Consider the following 17,118-nt stretch of genomic DNA (forward strand, 5'->3'; position numbering starts at 1 on the left):
GAGAACAGGATTGATCCGTCAGGCGGCGCCGACGGTCGCCTTCACGATCTTGTCCGGCGAGCGCGGCGGCTCGCCCTTGTTGATCGTGTCGATCACGTCCATGCCTTCCACGACCTTGCCCCACACGGTGTATTGCTTGTCGAGGAAGCGGGCATCGTCGAAGCAGATGAAGAACTGCGAGTTCGCCGAGTGCGGGAAGTTCGTGCGGGCCATGGAGCAGGTGCCGCGCACGTGCGGCTCCGCGTTGAACTCGGCCTTCAGGTCCGGCATCTCCGAGCCGCCCGAGCCGGTGCCGGTCGGGTCGCCGGTCTGGGCCATGAAGCCGTCGATGACACGGTGGAACACCACGCCGTCGTAGAAGCCCTGCGAGGCGAGCGTCTTGATGCGCTCCACATGGTTCGGGGCGAGGTCGGGGCGCAGCCCGATGACCACGCGGCCCTTGGTGGTCTCGAGGATGAGGGTCTCGGTGTCGGCCATGAGCGGTTCTCCGTTTCCGTGAGGGGGGATGGGCGTCGCGGGCGGTGGTGAGGCGTCGCCTCACTTCGCCTTGTCGGCCAGCGTCATCCGGACGATCTTGTCGGGGTCCTGCACCGCGCCGCCGGGGGCGCCGGGGGCGGCCTTCTTGATCTTGTCGAGGACGTCGAGACCGTCGGTGACGTTGCCGACAATCGTGTACTGGCCGTTCAGGAACGGCGCGTCGCCGAGGCAGATGAAGAACTGCGAGTTCGCGGAATTCGGGTTCTGCGAGCGGGCCATGCCCACCGTGCCGCGCTTGAACTGCGCGCTCTGCGAGAACTCGGCCGGGATGTCGGGCAGGTCCGAGCCGCCGGTGCCGTTGCCCTTCGGGTCGCCGGTCTGGGCCATGAAGCCGTCGATCACCCGGTGGAACTTCAGCCCGTCGTAGAAGCCGCGGGCGACCAGCGTCTTGATCTGCTTGACGTGCTTGGGCGCGAGGTCGGGACGCAACTCGATGGTGATGCGGCCGTCCTTGGTCTGGAGGTAGACGGTGTTCCCGTCGGCGGCGAGGGCCGGGGTGGACAGGCCCGCGGCGAGGGCGAGCGCGAGGAGCGTGCGGCGTTTCATGGCGCTGTCTTGTCCTTATCGAGGTCGTTCAGGAATGGGTGGCGGCGAACCGCGCCTTGAGCCTCGCGGCCACGGCTGCGGGAACGAAGGGCGAGACGTCGCCCCCCATCCCGGCGATCTGGCGTACCAGGGTCGCGGTGATCGGCCGGGCACTGGTCGAGGCCGGGAGGAACACGGTCTGCACCTCCGGCGCCATGGCGCCGTTCATGCCGGCGAGCTGCATCTCGTAATCGAGATCGGTGCCGTCCCGCAGGCCGCGAATGAACAGCCGCGCCCCGCAGCGCCGCGCCGCCGAGACGGCGAGGTCGTCGAAGGTCACGACGTCGAGCGCCGCCCCCTCCGCCTGCGCCACCGGCCCGCAGGTCTCGCGCAGGAGCGCGGCCCGCTCGTCGGCCGAGAACAGCGGCGCCTTGCCGGGATGCACACCGATGGCGAGCACCAGCGTGTCCACGAGGCGACAGGCTTGGCGCACGACGTCGAGATGGCCGTTCGTGACCGGATCGAACGAGCCTGCATAGAGGGCGGTGCGGGTCATGGCCGGTTGCCCTAGCCTGTTTTGCGGCGAGACGGAACCTTTGGAGGCGAGTTCCCCCTCTCCCCGCCTGCGGGGAGAGGGCTCCGGCGACCTTGTCGTCGCCGGAGCGAGGCGGCCGCCGGGGGTGCGGGGGCGTGCCGGAAAAAGCTCATCCTGTCGGCCCCCTCACCATCGCCCTTCCGGGCTCGCCTCGCCCCCGACAGGGGGGCTCGGCCCTCTCCCCGCATGCGGGGAGAGGGGAACATCCGCGCCCTCGTTACGGAACCGGCGCCACCTCGTGATGCCCATCGAGCACCACGTCGCCCGTCGGCACGGTCTCGGCCACCGCGTCCGCCCGGCGGCGGTCGGGGCTCGTGGCCTCGTCCACGAAGGCGGCGACGGCCTCGGCGAGCGGCAGGGTGCGGGTCTGCTGGCTGCCGAGGCGGCGGATCGAGACGGTGCCCTCCTCCGCCTCGCGCTTGCCGAGCGCCAGCAGCACCGGGACCTTGGCCAGCGAGTGCTCGCGGACCTTGTAGTTGATCTTCTCGTTGCGCAGGTCCGCCTCGACCCGCAGGCCGGCCTTCTCCAGCGCCCGCACCACCTTGGCGGCATAGGCGTCGGCCTCGCCGGTAATGGTGGCGACCACCACCTGCACCGGGGCGATCCAGAGCGGGAAGTGCCCGGCGAAATGCTCGATCAGGATGCCGGTGAAGCGCTCCATCGAGCCGCAGATCGCCCGGTGGACCATGACCGGCGGCTTCTTCTGTCCGTCGGCGTCGATGTAGAAGGCGCCGAACCGCTCGGGGAGGTTGAAGTCCACCTGTGTCGTCCCGCACTGCCAGTCGCGGCCGATGGCGTCGCGCAGCACGTACTCGAACTTCGGCCCGTAGAAGGCGCCCTCCCCCGGGTTCACACTGGTCTTGATCCGCCCGCCGGACTGCTCCTCGATCTGGGCCAGCACGCGGGTCATCACGCCCTCGGCGTGGTCCCACAGCGCGTCCGAGCCGACGCGCTTCTCCGGCCGGGTCGAGAGCTTCACGACGATCTCGCCGAAGCCGAAATCGGCATAGGTCGAGAGGATCAACTCGTTGATCTTCAGGCACTCGTCGGCGAGCTGGTCCTCGGTGCAGAAGATGTGCGCGTCGTCCTGGGTGAAGCCGCGCACGCGCATCAGCCCGTGCATGGCGCCCGAGGGCTCGTAGCGGTGCACCACGCCGAATTCCGCCATGCGCAGAGGCAGATCGCGGTAGCTCTTCAGACCGTGCTTGAAGATCTGGACGTGGCCGGGGCAGTTCATCGGCTTGAGGGCGAACCAGCGCTTGTCCTCAGCCTCGTCGCCGGCGGATTGCGCGGCGAACATGTTCTCGCGGTACCAGCCCCAGTGGCCGGAGGTCTCCCACAGGGCCTTGTCGAGGATCTGCGGCGCGTTCACCTCGGCGTAGTCGCCCCGGAGCCGGCGGCGCATGTAGGCGATGAGTTCCTGGAACACCGTCCAGCCCTTGGCGTGCCAGAAGACGACGCCCGGCCCCTCCTCCTGGAAGTGGAACAGGTCCATCTCCCGGCCCAAGCGGCGGTGGTCCCGGCGCTCGGCCTCCTCCAGGCGGTGGAGGTAGGCGTCGAGGTCCTCCTTCGTGGCCCAGGCGGTGCCGTAGATGCGGGTGAGCATCGGGTTGTTGGAATCACCCCGCCAGTAGGCGCCCGCGACCTTCATCAGCTTGAAGGCGGTGCCGACCTTGCCCGTCGAGGTCATGTGCGGGCCGCGGCAGAGGTCGAACCACTCGCCCTGGCGGTAGATCTTCAGGTCTTCGCCGGGCGGGATGGCGTCGACGAGCTCGACCTTGAAGCCCTCCTCCTTGTCCGCGAACAGGGCGCGCACGTCGTCGCGCTTCCACACCTCCTTGGTGAAGGGCGCGTCGCGGGCGATGATCTCGCGCATCTTCGCCTCGATCGCCGGGAAGTCCTCCGGCGTGAACGGGGCCTCGCGGTGGAAGTCGTAGTAGAAGCCGTTCTCGATCACCGGGCCGATGGTGACCTGCGTCCCCGGCCAGAGGGCCTGCACGGCTTCCGCCAGCACGTGGGCGCAATCGTGCCGGATCAACTCCAGGCTGCGTGGGTCGGCGCGGTCGAGGAACTCGATGCGGGCGTCGGCGGCGATGGCGTCGTCGAGGTCGCAGACGGTCCCGTCCAGGGCCATGGCGACGGTGCGCTTGGCGAGCGACTTGGCGATGCCCTCGACCACGCTGCGGCCGGTGGTGCCGGCGGCCACCTCACGGGTGTTGCCATCGGGGAAGGTCAGGACGGGCATGGTCTCGGCTCCTGGCTCACTCCTGCGAACGGGGCAGGTAAGCGGTTCGGGTTGATACGAAGGCGGGCCGTGTAGACGGTTTCGCGGCGCGAGGAAACGGGTTCCCGCGCCGTCCTTGCGAGCGCAGCGAAGCAATCCAGAGGGAGCCGCCACGCCTGGAGAGGTCCCGCAGCCCTGGGTTGCTTCGCTGCGCTCGCAAGGACGGTGAGGTGAGCGATCCGCCTACCCCGCCGCCCGGATCGCGCCCTCGGCCTCGGCCTCGGCCAGCGCCCGGCCGACCATCAGCAGCGCCGGGCCCTCGAAGCCCGCCGCCTCGACGAGACCGGCGAGGTCGGCGGCGGTGCCGCGCACCACCTCCTGGTTCGGGCGGGTGGCGTTGAAGACGAGGAGGGCCGGGGTCCGCGGATCGAGGCCCTCGGCCACGGCGCGCTCCAGCAGGGCGCCCAGCGTGCGCTTCGGCATGTAGACCACCGTCGTCACGCTCGAATCGCCCAGCGCCGCCCAGTTCAGGTCCTCCGGCAGGCCGCCCTTGCGGTCGTGGCCGGTGACGTATTGCAGGCGGCGCGCCGCGTCGCGGTGGGTGAGGGACAGGCCGAGCGAGGCGGCCGCCCCCTGCGCCGCCGAGACCCCGGGCACCACCGTCACGGGGATGCCCGCGTGGCGGCAGGCGTCGATCTCCTCGCCCGCCCGGCCGAAGACCAGCGGGTCGCCCGACTTCAGCCGCACCACCTGCTTGCCGGAGCGGGCGAGCTGCACCATCAGCGCGTTGATGTCGTCCTGGCGGCAGGAGGGGCCGTGCCCGGTCTTGCCGACGAGCATGGTCCGGGCCTCGCGCCGGGCGTAGTCGAGGATCGCGGGGGCGACGAGGTCGTCGTAGAGGATCACGTCGGCGTTGCGGAGCGCCCGGAGCGCTTTCAGCGTCAGGAGTTCGGCATCGCCCGGCCCGGCCCCGACGAGGGTCACGGCCCCGCCCTTCGGCGCCGTCTCGGTCTCGCCGAGGAGTTCGGCGAGGTCGGAGGGAGCGGGTTCCCGGTCGGGCTCGGCGAAGGCGCGCTCGGTGAAGCGTTCCCAGAAGAACCGCCGGTCGGAGAAGCCGTGGAAGCGGGCCGTGACCTGCTCCCGCCAGTCGCGGGCGGCGCCGACCCAGCGGCTGAACCCGCGCGGCAGCATCGCCTCGATCCGGGCGCGGATCGTCTGTCCGAAGACCGGCGCGGCGCCCTCCGTCGAGATGCCCACCACCAGCGGTGAGCGGTTGACGATGGCGCCGAACTTCACGTCGCAGAGATGCGGCCGGTCCACCGCGTTGACGATGGCGCCCGTGGCCCGGGCGGCGGCCACGAAGGCCACCGCGTCCACCTCGTCCTCCATGGCGCCGACGCAGAAGGCCGCGCCCCAGAGGTCGTCGGGCGTCCAAGACCGTTCGTGCAGGGTGACGGCGCCGTCGACGATCTCGCCCGGCACGGCGCGCAGTTCCTCGGAGGGCTCGGGCGCGTAGACATCGACATGGGCGCCGGCGGCGGCGAGCACCTTCACCTTCCACGGCGCCCCGCCGGAGGAGCCCGCCAGCACCACCCGCTTGCCGCGCAGGGGCACGAAGACCGGCAGCACGGCGAGCGGTTCGAGGCCGGCCGCGGCGGTCTCGCGGGGGGCGCGCATCGGGCGGGGGGCAGACACGTCAGTCACTGGTCTTTGTCCGAAGCTCCGTCCCTCCCACGACCTCATCCTGAGGTGCTGCGAAGCAGCCTCGAAGAAGGGCTCCAGGGGGCGCTGCGGGCACTGGAGGCCTCCGTCGAAGCCCGCTGACGCGGGCACCTCAGGATGAGGTCACGGGATGGACAGCCGTTTTTCTCTGACGCGAAGGTATAGCACCAATCACGCCGCTTTTGCGGTCTCCCCGGTGAGCAGCTTGCGGATCTCTGGGATGCACGAGCCGCAATTCGTCCCGGCCTTGCAGGCGGCGCCCACGGCTTCCACGCTGCCGGCCCCGCCCTGGATCGTGGCGGTGATGACGTCGAGGCCGACGCCGTGGCAGGCGCAGACGGTGGGGCCCGCACCCTCCGTGGCCGCCCGGCCGGAGAGGAGCGCCCGGCGCTCCGGCGCCTCCGGCTCGGGGGCGGCGAAGAGGGCCTTGGCCGCCTCCCAATCGGGGCGGGCTTCGGTGGGGGCCACCGCGATGCTGGCGACAAGGCGCGTGCCGTCGTAGACCGCGCAGCGGTAGCGGCCGCGGGCGTGGTCGGCGTATTCGGCCAACTCGTATCCGCCCGCCTGGACGAGGCCGCGGAGCGCCAGGGCGACCTCCCGCGAGCCGTCATGGGTGGCGAACTGCACGCCCCAGCCGCCGGGGATGGCGGCCCTGGCCCACCACCAGGCCTCCGGCATCGGCACCGCCTCGCGGGAGAGGACGAAGCCCCGCGCCCGGTAGGCGACGGCGGCGATGGCGGCGGGCGTCGCCTTCAGCTCCGGCTGGCCCGAGACCGGATCGGGCACGCCGCGCGCCAGGGCGCCGACGCGGGCCGCCGAGGCGTAGGTGGCGTTCCAGTGCATCGGCATGAACAGGTGCCCCGGCGCCACCGCATCGGTGACCATGACCTCCAACTCGGCGGCGCCGTGGGCCGTCGAGACCCTCGCGATCCCGCCCACGGTGAGGCCATGAAACGCCGCATCCTCGGGGTTGACCTCTACGAAGGGCACCGCCCGGTGGGCCGAGAGCCGCTGGCTCTTTCCCGTCCGGGTCATGGTGTGCCAGTGGTCCCGGACCCGGCCGGTGTTGAGCACGAAGGGATGCGCGCCGCCCGCCGCCTCGGCGAGGCCGGGTGGCTGCACGGCCACGAACCGCGCCCGGCGGTCGAAGGTGAAGAACCGCCCGTCGGAGAACAGGCGCGGCTTCGGCCCGCCGCGCTTCGGCAGCGGCCACTGCACGGGCGAGGCCGCCGCGTAGGCGCCGTCCGAGAGGTCGGCGAGGGCGCCGAGGTCGAAGTCGCGGGTTCCCCCGTTCTCGAAGGCGGAGAGGGCGGCGTGCTCCCGGAAGACCGCCGCCGCGCTGGGCCACGCGAAGGCCTTCCCGTGTCCGAGGCGGCGGCCGACCTCGGCCAGCACCGCCCAGTCGGCACGGGCCTCGCCGGGGCTGTCGAGGAAGCGGCGCTGGCGGGAGATGCGCCGCTCGGAATTCGTGACCGTGCCGTCCTTCTCGCCCCACCCCTGTGCGGGCAGCAGCACGGTGGTCCGCGCCCTGGCTCTGGCGGTGTCGGCATTGGCCATGATGTCGGAGACGATCAGGAGGTCGAGCCCCTGGATCGCCTCGCGGACGTGGTCGGCGCGGGGCATGGAGACCAGGGGGTTGGTCCCCATGACCCAGAGAGCCTTGATCCTGCCCGCCCGCACCGCCTCGAACAGGGCCACCGCTTTCATGCCCTCGCCGGTGATGATCCGGGGGGCGTTCCAGTAGCGGCGGACGCGGTCCACCTCCTCGGGGGCGAAGTGCATGTGGGCGGCGAGCATGTTCGACAGCCCGCCGACCTCCCGCCCGCCCATGGCGTTGGGCTGGCCCGTCAGGGAGAACGGCCCCTGCCCCACCCCGCCGATCCGGCCGGTGACGAGATGGCAGTTGATGATGGCGTTGCCCTTGTCGGTGCCCTGCATCGACTGGTTCACGCCCATGGAGAAGGCGGTGACGACCCGGCGCGTGCGGGCGAACAGGTCGTAGAAGGCGCTGATGGCCTGCGGGGCGAGACCCGTGGCGATGGCGACCGCGGCGAGGTCCGGGGCGATCTGCCGGGCACGGTCGAGGGCGGTGTCGAGGCCCGCCGTGTGCTCCTCCACGAAGGCCCTGTCCCTGAACCCGTGGTCGGCGAGGTGGACGAGGAGGCCGGAGAACAGGGCCACGTCGCTGCCGGGCTTCAGCCCGAGGAACATGTCCGCCTCCTGCGCGGTCTGGGTGCGGCGGGGGTCGATCACCACCAAGTGGGTGCCGCGCTTGGCCTTCGCGTCGGCCATGCGCCGGAACAGGACGGGATGGCACCACGCGGCGTTCGAGCCGACGAGGACGATGAGGTCGGCCTCGTCGAGGTCCTCGTAGCAGCCGGGCACCGTGTCGGAGCCGAAGGCGCGGCGGTGGGCCGCCACCGCGCTCGACATGCACAGGCGCGAATTGGTCTCCACATGGGGCGTGCCGACGAAGCCCTTCGCGAGCTTGTTGGCGACGTAATAATCCTCGGTGAGCAACTGGCCGGAGAGGTAGAAAGCGATCGATTCCGGCCCGTGCGCCTCCGCAATCCGCTGCAATTCGGCGGCGGCGGTGCCGAGCGCCGCGTCCCAGGAGACCCGGGCGCCGTTGAGCGCGGGGTGGAGCAGGCGGTCCTCCAACGACAGGGTCTCGCCCAGCGCCGCGCCCTTGGAGCAGAGGCGGCCGAAATTCGCGGGATGCTCGGGATCGCCCGCGATGCCCGCGCCGCCCTGCCCGTCCGGCGTCGCGAGCACGCCGCAGCCGACGCCGCAATACGGGCAGGTGGTGCGGACCGTGGCGGTCATGGGGATCCTTCCGGCTGTCCCCCTCCCCCTTGCGGGGAGGGGTTAGGGGTGGGGGTGGTTCAGGAGGCGCCAGTGCGCTTCGTTCTGCGCCACCCCCACCCCCGGCCCCTCCCCGCAAGGGGGAGGGGAGCAGGTCGCGCTCAGTACACGTCCGCCTGATACCGCCCGGCCTTCTTCAGCGCGGCGAGGTAGGCCACGGCCTCCTCGGCGTTCATCTTGCCGTGCTGGGCGGCGACGTCGATGATCGCGCGCTCCACGTCCTTAGCCATGCGCTTGGCATCGCCGCAGACATAGAAATGCGCGCCGCCGTCGAGCCACTTCCACAGGTCGGCACCGTTCTCGCGCATCCGGTCCTGGACGTAGGTCTTCTCCGATCCGTCGCGGGACCATGCCAGCGACAGGCGGGTCAGCACCTTGTCATCCTTCAGCTTGTTCAGCTCGTCCTTGTAGAAGAAGTCCGACGCCTGCTTCTGGTGGCCGTAGAACAGCCAGTTCCGGCCCGGCGCCTGCGTCGCCGCGCGCTCGCGCAGGAAGGCCCGGAAGGGCGCGATCCCGGTGCCGGGGCCGCACATGATCACGTCCTTGCCCAGATCCTCCGGCAGGGCGAACCCGTGGGCCTTCTGAAGGTAGACCTTGACCTTGGTCTGCTCCGGCAGACGCTCGCCCAGGTGGGTCGAGGCGACGCCGAGCCTCAGCCGGGAACGGTGGTTGTAGCGTACCGCATCGACGGTGAGGGACACCCGGCCGACATCCATCTTCGGCGAGGACGAGATGGAGTAGAGCCGGGGCTGCAACTCGTCGAGGGCTTCGAGGAAGACCTCCGCGTCGGGCCGGGCGCCGGGGAACTTGTGCAGGGCGCCGAGCACGTCGAGGTACGCCGCGTCCCCGTCCGGGTCGTCGCCGGAGGCGAGCGCCTGCGCCTTCCGCCGCGCCTCGCCGGAGGTGAGGAGGGAGAGAAGCTGGTAGAGGTTGTCCGGCGCCGCACCGAGGGAGTAGTCGGCGAGCAACCTTTCCCGCAGGGTCTTGCCGCCGATCATCCGCTCCGGCCGGGCGCCGAGTTCGGCGATCACCGCGTCGGCCAGCGCCGGGGCGTTGGCCGGGAAGAGGCCGAGGGAATCGCCCACCACGTACTTGATCGGCGTGCCCTCCAGGCCGATCTCGATGTGCCATGTCTCCTTCTCGCCGCCGGGCTCGTTGAGGCGGCGGCGGGAGAGGAACAGGGCCTCCACCGGGTTCTCCCGGCAATAGCCGAGGGGGCCGAGGTCGGGGGCCTTCGCCTCGGCGGCGGGCGCTGAGGCGGCGGGAGCGGCGCCGCCGGCGGCGCCGAATTCCTCCTCCAGCTTCTTCAGCATCCGCATCGTCTCCTTGCCGCCGGGCTGGCAGAGGTTCAGACGCGCCTCGTTCTTCAGGAAGATGGCGTTGGCGTAGTCGGCGCAGTTGTAGCCGCACTGGCCGCAATCCTGCTGCGCCATGGCGGCCATCAGCTTCTGGGCCTCGGGCCGCTCCTTGGCGAGGTCCATGCGGTCGGGCAGCGGCATCGACGGGTCGTGCCAGGGCGCGTCGTCGTTGTCCGCGAGTTTTTTGGACTCGCCGCCGGGCATTTCACCTGGCGCCAGCGCCGTGGCGCCCTCGATGGCGGGGCCGAGGAGGGCGGCGAAATAGCCCGAGAGCCACGCCCGCTGGTCCGGGTCGAAGGGCGCGGTCTCGGGGATCAGGACGAGAGGAGGAGCGACGTGCTGGGTCATGCGGCTTCCCTCATGGCAGGGACGGCTTCGGCGGCGTCGCGCAACGCCTCCGGTCCAGTGCGGGCGGTGAAGGCTTGAAAGGTCTCGTCGCGGCCGGCGCGGCCGGCGAGGTAGGCGTGCAGCAAAGCCTCCACGCGCTTGGGCGCGTCCTCGGCCTTCACGGCCTTCCAGATCTCGGTGCCGATCTTCGGGGTCTCGGCGAAGCCGCCGCCGACCACGATGTCGTAGCCCTCGACGGTGTCGCCCTCCTCCGAGACCACGACCTTCGCGCCGATCAGGCCGATGTCGCCGATGTAGTGCTGGGCGCAGCTATGGTGGCAGCCGGTGAGATGCACGTTCACCGGCACGTCGAGGGCCGTGACCGTGCGCTCCACATGCTCGGCGATGAGCATGGCGTGGCCCTTGGTGTCGGAGGCGGCGAACTTGCAGCCCCGCGCGCCCGTGCAGGCCACGAGCCCCGCCCGGATGCCCTCGGCCTTGACCGAGAAGCCGAGCGCCGCGACGCGCTCCTCCACCTCCGCGAGCTTCGCATCCGGAACGCCCGAAAAGATGAAATTCTGCCAGACGGTGAGGCGGATCTGCCCGTCGCCGCACTCCTGGGCGATCCTGGCCAGCGCCCGCACCTCGTCGCTCAGCATCTTGCCGACGGGGAGCACGACGCCGACCCAGTTCAGGCCCGGCTGCTTCTGCGGATGCACGCCGACATGGCTGTACCGGCTCGTGGGCTTGCGCGGCGCGATGTGGGCCGGATCGACCCGCTCCAGCTTGCGGCCGAGCTTGTCCTCGACGGCGGCGAGGTACTTGTCGAAGCCCCAGGCGTCGAGCACGTACTTCATCCGCGCCTTGTTGCGGTTCGTCCGGTCGCCGTTCTCGATGAAGACGCGGATGATCGCGTCGGCGACCTGGTTGCACTCCTCCGGCTTCAGCACCACGCCGGTGTCGCGGGCGAGGTCCCTGTGCCCGGAGATGCCGCCGAGCACGAGGCGCATCCAGATGCCGGGGGCGACGGACGCGTCCTCCAGCACCTCCACGGCCTGGAAGCCGACATCGTTCGTCTCCTCCAGCACCGGCATCACGCCGCCGCCGTCGAAGGCGACGTTGAACTTGCGCGGCAGGCCGTAGAGGGAGCGGTCGTCGAGGATCCAGTTGTTCCAGGACTTGGCGAGCGGCCGCGTGTCGAGGATCTCCTGCGGGTCGATCCCGGCGGTGGGCGAGCCGGTGACGTTGCGGATGTTGTCCGCCCCCGCGCCCTGGGCGCCGAGGCCGATGTCGGCGAGCCCGTCGAGGAAGGGCTGGGCATGCTCCGGCGCGATCTCCCGGACCTGCAGGTTCGCACGGGTGGTGACGTGGACGTAGCCGCCGCCATGGGCGTCGGCGAGGTCGGCGACCCCTGAGAACTGCCAGTGGTGCAGCACCCCGTTCGGGATGCGCAGGCGGCACATGAAGCTCGTCTGGGTCGGGGCGACCCAGAACATGCCGTGGTAGCGCCAGCGGAAGTTGTCCTCGGGCTTGGGCGCCTTGCCCTGGGCCGCCTCGGCCTTCAGCCGGTTGTGCCCGTCGAAGGGGCTTTCGGCCCGCTTCCACTTCTCCTGATCGCAGAGCTTGCCGCCGGCCTTCACCGTGGCGTCCTGCGCCTTGAGGTGGATCGCGTCCGGGCCGGTGGGCTCGGGCGCCGGGGCGGCGGCCGGGCCGCCCGCGAGGCCGCCGGTGATCCGCGCCGCGCCGATGCCGGCGGCGAAGCCTTCGAGGTAGCGTGTCTGCTCGGCGTTGAATGCGTCCGCCATCTGGGCCTCCTTACGCCGCGAGGGAGTGGGGCGCCGGGCGCCCGAACATGAGATCGTCCACGTCGCCGACCGGCTCGCCGGAGCGGATCAGCGCCTTGCAGGCCGCCTGCTCGGCGATGTCGCCGACGAAGACCGCGCCCACGAGTCGGCCCTCCCGCAGCAGCAGCTTGCGGTAGAGTCCGGCGCCGGGATCGAAGAGGGTGACCGCCTCGGCATCCTCCGGCGTGTCCACGATCCCGGCCGAGAACACCGGCAGCCCCGAGATCTTGAGGCTGGTGGCGAGATGCGTGCCCGCGTAGGCGGCGGAATGCCCGGCGAAGAGCCGGGCCAGCGCCTCGGCCTGCTCGTAGGCGGGCTCCACGAGGCCGTAGACGAGGCCCCGGTGCTCGGCGCACTCGCCCAGCGCGAAGATGCGCGGGTCGGAGGTCGCCATCGTGTCGTCCACGAGGATGCCCCGGTTGGTGGCGAGCCCGGCGCCCTGCGCGAGCGCCACCGACGGGCGCACGCCCACCGACATCACCACGAGGTCTGCGGGGAGGACCGTGCCGTCCGCGAGGCGCAGCCGTTCCACCCGGCCCTCGCCCTCCACCGCCGCCGTGTCGGCGCCGAGTATCACCCTGACGCCGCGCTGCTCCATGGCCCGGCGGACGAGCCCGGCGGCCGGATGGTCGAGCTGGCGCTCCATCAGCCGGTCCATGACGTGCAGCAGCGTCGTGTCGATGCCGAGCCGACCGAGCCCCGCTGCGGCCTCCAGCCCGAGGAGCCCGCCGCCGATCACGATGGCCTTCGCATGCTGAACGGCCGCCTGGCGGATCGCCGCCACGTCGGCCAGATCGCGGAACGTGATGACGCCGGGCAGGTCCATGCCGGGCTTCGGCAGGCGGATCGGCAGGGAGCCCACCGCCAGGACCAGCCGGTCGTAGGGCAGGACATGGGTGTCGCCGACGATCGCCAGACCGTTCTCCCGGTCGATGGCGGTGACGGGGGCGCCGGTGATGAGGCGGATGCCGTGGGCCTCGTACCAGTCGAGGCCGCGGAAGGCGGTGGCGGCCTCCTCGATCTCGCCGCCGAGCAGCGAGGAGAGGAGCACGCGGTTATAGGCGGCCCGGGGCTCGGCCCCGATGCATGTGACCTCGTAGCGGCCGGGGCAGCCCTCGGTCAGGCGTTCGAGGAAGCGGAGGGAGGCCATGCCGTTGCCGACGACGACGAGCCGCTCGCGCGGTTGCCCGTCCGTCGCCCGCGATGGCGGTCTCGCGGTGTCCAAGAGATGAGTCGGCATCGATCGGTCGCGTCTCGAACCTCGAATCCAGGGATCGTCGGCGGACCGCCCACGAAAAAGCCGCTGCCGGACTCTCGAGCCGGGGCAAGCGGGAGCCCCAGGAGAACCGGATCAGCGGCCTCGCTGACGGCGCTGCCCGTCGCCGTTGACGGACGCGGAGGGTCTTGCACGACGCGTGCCAAGCGCCGATCGTGCGGGATCAGGAGAGGTTTGTCCGCGCTGGCTGTCGGCCGGGAGCCGCGGAAGGTTTGACCAAGGCCGCGGTGCGTTGCACAAAAAGCGGGCGGCTGGCTGCCGAGCGGTCACTATTGACGACGGGAGCGCTGCCGATCGGCACGACGTCCCGTCACCGCGAGCGGAGCGAGGGAATTGGAGGATGCCCTCACTCAGCCGGAGAGCGGCTATCCCTGGATGCCTTCTCTGCGGTCTCAGTGACGGAAATGTATAAAGAGGCGCTTCAGAGCAGCGCAGAGAGGGCCACGAGGAGACCTAGGGTCGGCATGGCGCCGACGATGACGGCCCAGTACCACGTGCTCGGGGCGAGGTTGCGCCGGTTGTCGTTGGCGGGCCGCGGGCCCCGGCGGACATGCCGCACGTAACGCTGCAGCTCGACCCGGCGTGGCAGGGTCGGCGGGAGCGACGCGGCGTCGAATTTGCGGCAACCGGGCATGGTAGATCGACAACGGCCGCAACCCCTGACCGTTCCGTGCGTCCCGCGCATGTCTTGAGGGTGTGGGGCTCGCCGGGCGCGGGGTTCCTCCGTCATCCATCGCCGAAGGGATGATGGCGGACGGATTTCTCCGCGAAGCCGTCGGGAGCGGGCCGCCGGGCGGGGCGGCTCACGGGAGGCCGGCCTCCCGGAGGAGGTCTGGCCGGTACACCGCCCGCGCCGCCGCCTCGCTGGCGCCGTCGCCCGGCACTTGGCCCGCCGCCCGCATCTGCGCGATCAGCCAGTCCAGGCGGGCCGGATCGTGGGCCTGGGCCGAGGCATCGAGCCGCAGATGGCCCAGGGGGCGCGGGATACCGTCCTCCGCCCCGTCCCGGCCGAAGGCGCGGGCGACCGGCCCGGCCTCGCGGTCGACGGCGTGGCGGCGGGCGAGACGGTGGACCAGCTCCTCGCGGTTGGCCGGATCGGCGCACCAGAGCCCGGCCCTGGCCACGGCGCGGACGAGGGGCGGCGTCGCCCCCGCGAGGCGGCTCGACACCGCGAAGACCTTCTCCGGCGCGTCCGGCGCGAGGTCGTAGCCCAGCGCCGCCACGCGGCCGATCCCGGCCGCCACCGCGACCTCGTTCCAGGGCGCCCCGGCGCAGGTGCCGTCCACCAGCCCCCGCGTGAGCGCCTCGACCCCGTGCTGCGGCGGCACCACGACGAGGCGCAGCGCGGCGGGATCGAGCCCTCCGGCCTGCGCGAATAGCCGGACCTGATAGGCGTGGCAGGAGAACGGATGCACGATGCCGATGGTGACCGGCCGCCCCTGCTCCCGCCGGGACGCCGCGACGCGGGCGAAGGCCCGCGCCGTGTCCTGCCACCCTCCACCCGGTTCGAGGGGCAGCGCGTCCCAGAGGGTCCGCGACAGGGTCAGTGCGTTACCGTTGAGGCTGAGCGGCAGGGGCACGACGAGATCGGAGGGCGGTCCCGACAGGCCCAGCGCGCTCGCCACCGCCAGGGGCGCCAGCATGTGGGCGCCGTCGAGATGACCCAGCGCCAGCCGGTCCCGCAGCGTCGCCCAGGACGGCTCCGCCGACAGGTCGAGGTCGAGGCCCTCCTCGCGGGCGAAGCCGAGTTCCCGGGCCATGATCACCGGGGCCGCATCGCAGAGCGGGACGTAGCCGATCTGGAGCCTCATGGTCGTTTCACCCTGAACGTCGCGCACGACAGGCGTGCCCTTTCCCTCCCCCCTCGGCGGGGCTCGTTGCGAGACGCGGTCATCGCCTCCGATCCGACCCTCCCCCTCATCCCGAGGTGCGGCGAAGCCGACTCGAAGGAGGGCTCCGGAAGGCTCCGCGAGCCCTGGAGCCCACCTTCGAGGCCCGGGAAGCCGGGCACCTCGGGATGAGGGCGAGCGTGGGACAACCGGCCACTCGGCCGGACCCTCAGGATGAGGGCGGGGGTGGGAGGAGTATTGCCAAGACCCGCGCAGAGGGGAGAGGAGGAGACGGCGCGCTTCGTCGACCATCCCCCGACGGTGCCCACGGGGCGGGGAGGCAGGCGGGCCGCGCTCATCCGAGCAGGTCCGCCGTGGTGACGATAGCGCGGGCGATGTCGGCGATCTTGCGCTTCTCGTTCATGGCCTTGCGCCGGAGCTGCTTGTAGGCCTCCTCCTCGGAGAGCCCCTTGAGGTTCATGAGGATGCCCTTCGCCCGCTCGATAAGCTTGCGGTCGGCCAGTTCGCCCCTCGCCTCGGTGAGCTCCCGCTGGAGCCGGGCGAAGGCGTTGAAGCGCAGGATCGCGATGTCGATGATCGACTTGATCCGCTCCGGCCGCAGACCGTCCACGACGTAGGCGGAGATGCCGGCATCCACCGCCGCCTCCATCATCGTCGTGTCCGAGCGGTCGACGAACATTGCCACCGGCCGCCCGGCATGGCGCGAGACGCCCGACATCTGCTCCAGGATGTCCCGGCTCGGACTCTCCAGATGAATTACCACCACGTCGGGCTTGAGCGCGCTCACCCGCTCCTGGAGGTCGGCCGTGTCGGGTAGGACGACGATGCGGCCGATCCCGGCGGCGCGCAGGCCCTCCTCCAGGATCGCCGCGCGGGCCTGGCTCGGGTCGATCACGGCGACGGTGAGGCTGGTGTCAGTCATCGCGGCCCAGGCACGGGGGGCGGAGCGCGTCCTGTAACCCACGGATCCTGGGACGCGAAGGGAGCAGGCAAGGGACGTGCCCGACGGCCAGCCCGCCGCGCCGCGCCCCGACGGGCGGATCCGCCGGTTACCCCCGCGTAACCGATCGGTCCAGCTTCCGCCGCATTTGCGCGGCCAAGTTGCGACATTCGGTGTCGTTCAGAGGGTCGAGAAGCGAATGCGCGGACCTGATGGAGCCTCGGCCGGGATGTCCTGCCGGTCCAGCGACCGGTCCGCCCTGGCCGATACGGGCGGGCGCATGAGCATGCCCTTCCTGCCGACGCTGGCGACGGTGGTCGTCCTGGCGGCGGCCTCGGTGTTCTGTCCGAAGGGGCAGGCCCCCTCCCCCGGCGCCGCCGCACGGATGATCCCGGCCACCGGCGCGCCGAGCCTCGCCATGGCCGAACCGGTGGCACCCGCTCCCGAACGCGTGCCCCGCCTCCCGGCGGTGGTGGCCTTCGGCGAACTCTACCCCCTGACGGTCCTCCCCGCCGAGCCGACCACCACCGCCGCGATCCCGGCGCCGGCCGCCCCCGCCACGCGGGCGGCCTCCGCCGCGAGGCCGCAGCGGCGCCTGACCGCGACGGGCCGGCGCTCCTGCACGGGCCATCACTGCCCGGACAATCCCCTCGCCGCCGCCAAGTCCTCGGTCGACTCGCCCTTCGCCGCCGCCAAGCCTTCGGCGAACCCGGCCACCGAGACGGCCGAGGCCGAGACGCCCGCCTCTGTCTCGCCCTCCTCCCCCGTTCCCTCCGCCCTGCCCTTCACCGATACGGTGGCCGAGGCCGTCGTGCCGGTGGCCCGGAAGGTCGGCGCGGGGCTCGGCGCGCAGATCGAGGGGCTCGGCGCCCGCGTAGACCAGATCACCGGCACGGCCGGAGATCTGGTGCGCGGTGGGCGGAGCGTGGTGAAGGGCTCCGTCGCCGCCCTCACCGACAGCCTGCTCTGACGGTCGCGGCCGGGACAGCCGTCTCGTCCAGGCGGAGCCCTCGGCCGGACTGTCCGGCCGGAAAGGCCCTGGCGGCCTATGAACT

13 protein-coding genes are annotated in these 17,118 nt (G+C 71.6%); 1 reads left to right on the top strand and 12 read right to left on the bottom strand.

The annotated features are described in order from the left end of the window. Window positions 1-18: 18 nt before the first annotated feature. From MFF06_RS05775 to MFF06_RS05830, 12 genes are all read right to left on the bottom strand, one after another. Window positions 19-477: a peptidylprolyl isomerase gene (locus MFF06_RS05775; RefSeq protein ID WP_238202066.1), complete on the bottom strand. Its 459-nt coding sequence runs from the start codon at window positions 475-477 to the stop codon at window positions 19-21. A 60-nt stretch (window positions 478-537) separates the two neighbouring features. After that, a complete protein-coding gene (locus MFF06_RS05780; RefSeq protein ID WP_238202067.1) occupies window positions 538-1,083 on the bottom strand; it encodes a peptidylprolyl isomerase in 546 nt (181 codons plus the stop codon). Between the two features lie 28 nt (window positions 1,084-1,111). After that, window positions 1,112-1,618 carry a pantetheine-phosphate adenylyltransferase gene (coaD, locus tag MFF06_RS05785; protein WP_238202068.1) on the bottom strand — a complete coding sequence of 169 codons (507 nt, stop codon included), beginning with the start codon at window positions 1,616-1,618 and terminating at the stop codon, window positions 1,112-1,114. 256 nt (window positions 1,619-1,874) lie between these two features. Continuing rightward, entirely contained in the window at window positions 1,875-3,902 is a 2,028-nt protein-coding gene (gene thrS, locus MFF06_RS05790) for a threonine--tRNA ligase (protein ID WP_238202069.1), read from the bottom strand. Between the two features lie 222 nt (window positions 3,903-4,124). After that, on the bottom strand, window positions 4,125-5,576 hold the full coding sequence (gene cysG, locus MFF06_RS05795) for a siroheme synthase CysG (RefSeq protein ID WP_370876738.1): 1,452 nt from the start codon (window positions 5,574-5,576) through the stop codon (window positions 4,125-4,127). A 198-nt stretch (window positions 5,577-5,774) separates the two neighbouring features. After that, complete coding sequence (locus MFF06_RS05800; RefSeq protein WP_238202070.1) at window positions 5,775-8,429, bottom strand: nitrate reductase; 2,655 nt, start codon at window positions 8,427-8,429, stop codon at window positions 5,775-5,777. A gap of 140 nt (window positions 8,430-8,569) precedes the next feature. After that, window positions 8,570-10,174 carry a sulfite reductase subunit alpha gene (locus MFF06_RS05805; RefSeq protein ID WP_238202071.1) on the bottom strand — a complete coding sequence of 535 codons (1,605 nt, stop codon included), beginning with the start codon at window positions 10,172-10,174 and terminating at the stop codon, window positions 8,570-8,572. Beyond that, window positions 10,171-11,958 carry a NirA family protein gene (locus MFF06_RS05810; RefSeq protein ID WP_238202072.1) on the bottom strand — a complete coding sequence of 596 codons (1,788 nt, stop codon included), beginning with the start codon at window positions 11,956-11,958 and terminating at the stop codon, window positions 10,171-10,173. Before MFF06_RS05810 ends, MFF06_RS05805 begins: the two co-directional genes overlap by 4 nt. 10 nt (window positions 11,959-11,968) lie before the next feature. Beyond that, complete coding sequence (locus tag MFF06_RS05815) at window positions 11,969-13,237, bottom strand: NAD(P)/FAD-dependent oxidoreductase (protein WP_238202073.1); 1,269 nt, start codon at window positions 13,235-13,237, stop codon at window positions 11,969-11,971. A 457-nt stretch (window positions 13,238-13,694) separates the two neighbouring features. Then, entirely contained in the window at window positions 13,695-13,907 is a 213-nt protein-coding gene (locus MFF06_RS05820; RefSeq protein ID WP_238202074.1) for a hypothetical protein, read from the bottom strand. 169 nt (window positions 13,908-14,076) lie between these two features. After that, complete coding sequence (locus MFF06_RS05825; protein WP_238202075.1) at window positions 14,077-15,084, bottom strand: CmpA/NrtA family ABC transporter substrate-binding protein; 1,008 nt, start codon at window positions 15,082-15,084, stop codon at window positions 14,077-14,079. Between the two features lie 373 nt (window positions 15,085-15,457). Further along, complete coding sequence (locus tag MFF06_RS05830; protein ID WP_238202076.1) at window positions 15,458-16,045, bottom strand: ANTAR domain-containing response regulator; 588 nt, start codon at window positions 16,043-16,045, stop codon at window positions 15,458-15,460. A 217-nt stretch (window positions 16,046-16,262) separates the two neighbouring features. Between MFF06_RS05830 and MFF06_RS05835 the strand changes: the two genes are divergently transcribed. Beyond that, entirely contained in the window at window positions 16,263-17,033 is a 771-nt protein-coding gene (locus MFF06_RS05835) for a hypothetical protein (protein WP_238202077.1), read from the top strand. Window positions 17,034-17,118: the final 85 nt, after the last annotated feature.

This window comes from Methylobacterium aerolatum, from assembly GCF_022179085.1.
In the GTDB taxonomy this organism is placed as follows: domain Bacteria; phylum Pseudomonadota; class Alphaproteobacteria; order Rhizobiales; family Beijerinckiaceae; genus Methylobacterium; species Methylobacterium aerolatum.

What these genes read in the sequence shown, in the direction of transcription:
- MFF06_RS05775 (WP_238202066.1), bottom strand. Translation starts at nt 477, where the DNA reads ATGGCCGACACCGAGACCCTCATCCTCGAGACCACCAAGGGCCGCGTG.
- MFF06_RS05780 (WP_238202067.1), bottom strand. Translation starts at nt 1,083, where the DNA reads ATGAAACGCCGCACGCTCCTCGCGCTCGCCCTCGCCGCGGGCCTGTCC.
- coaD (WP_238202068.1), bottom strand. Translation starts at nt 1,618, where the DNA reads ATGACCCGCACCGCCCTCTATGCAGGCTCGTTCGATCCGGTCACGAAC.
- thrS (WP_238202069.1), bottom strand. Translation starts at nt 3,902, where the DNA reads ATGCCCGTCCTGACCTTCCCCGATGGCAACACCCGTGAGGTGGCCGCC.
- MFF06_RS05800 (WP_238202070.1), bottom strand. Translation starts at nt 8,429, where the DNA reads ATGACCGCCACGGTCCGCACCACCTGCCCGTATTGCGGCGTCGGCTGC.
- MFF06_RS05805 (WP_238202071.1), bottom strand. Translation starts at nt 10,174, where the DNA reads ATGACCCAGCACGTCGCTCCTCCTCTCGTCCTGATCCCCGAGACCGCG.
- MFF06_RS05810 (WP_238202072.1), bottom strand. Translation starts at nt 11,958, where the DNA reads ATGGCGGACGCATTCAACGCCGAGCAGACACGCTACCTCGAAGGCTTC.
- MFF06_RS05815 (WP_238202073.1), bottom strand. Translation starts at nt 13,237, where the DNA reads ATGCCGACTCATCTCTTGGACACCGCGAGACCGCCATCGCGGGCGACG.
- MFF06_RS05820 (WP_238202074.1), bottom strand. Translation starts at nt 13,907, where the DNA reads ATGCCCGGTTGCCGCAAATTCGACGCCGCGTCGCTCCCGCCGACCCTG.
- MFF06_RS05825 (WP_238202075.1), bottom strand. Translation starts at nt 15,084, where the DNA reads ATGAGGCTCCAGATCGGCTACGTCCCGCTCTGCGATGCGGCCCCGGTG.
- MFF06_RS05830 (WP_238202076.1), bottom strand. Translation starts at nt 16,045, where the DNA reads ATGACTGACACCAGCCTCACCGTCGCCGTGATCGACCCGAGCCAGGCC.
- MFF06_RS05835 (WP_238202077.1), top strand. Translation starts at nt 16,263, where the DNA reads ATGCGCGGACCTGATGGAGCCTCGGCCGGGATGTCCTGCCGGTCCAGC.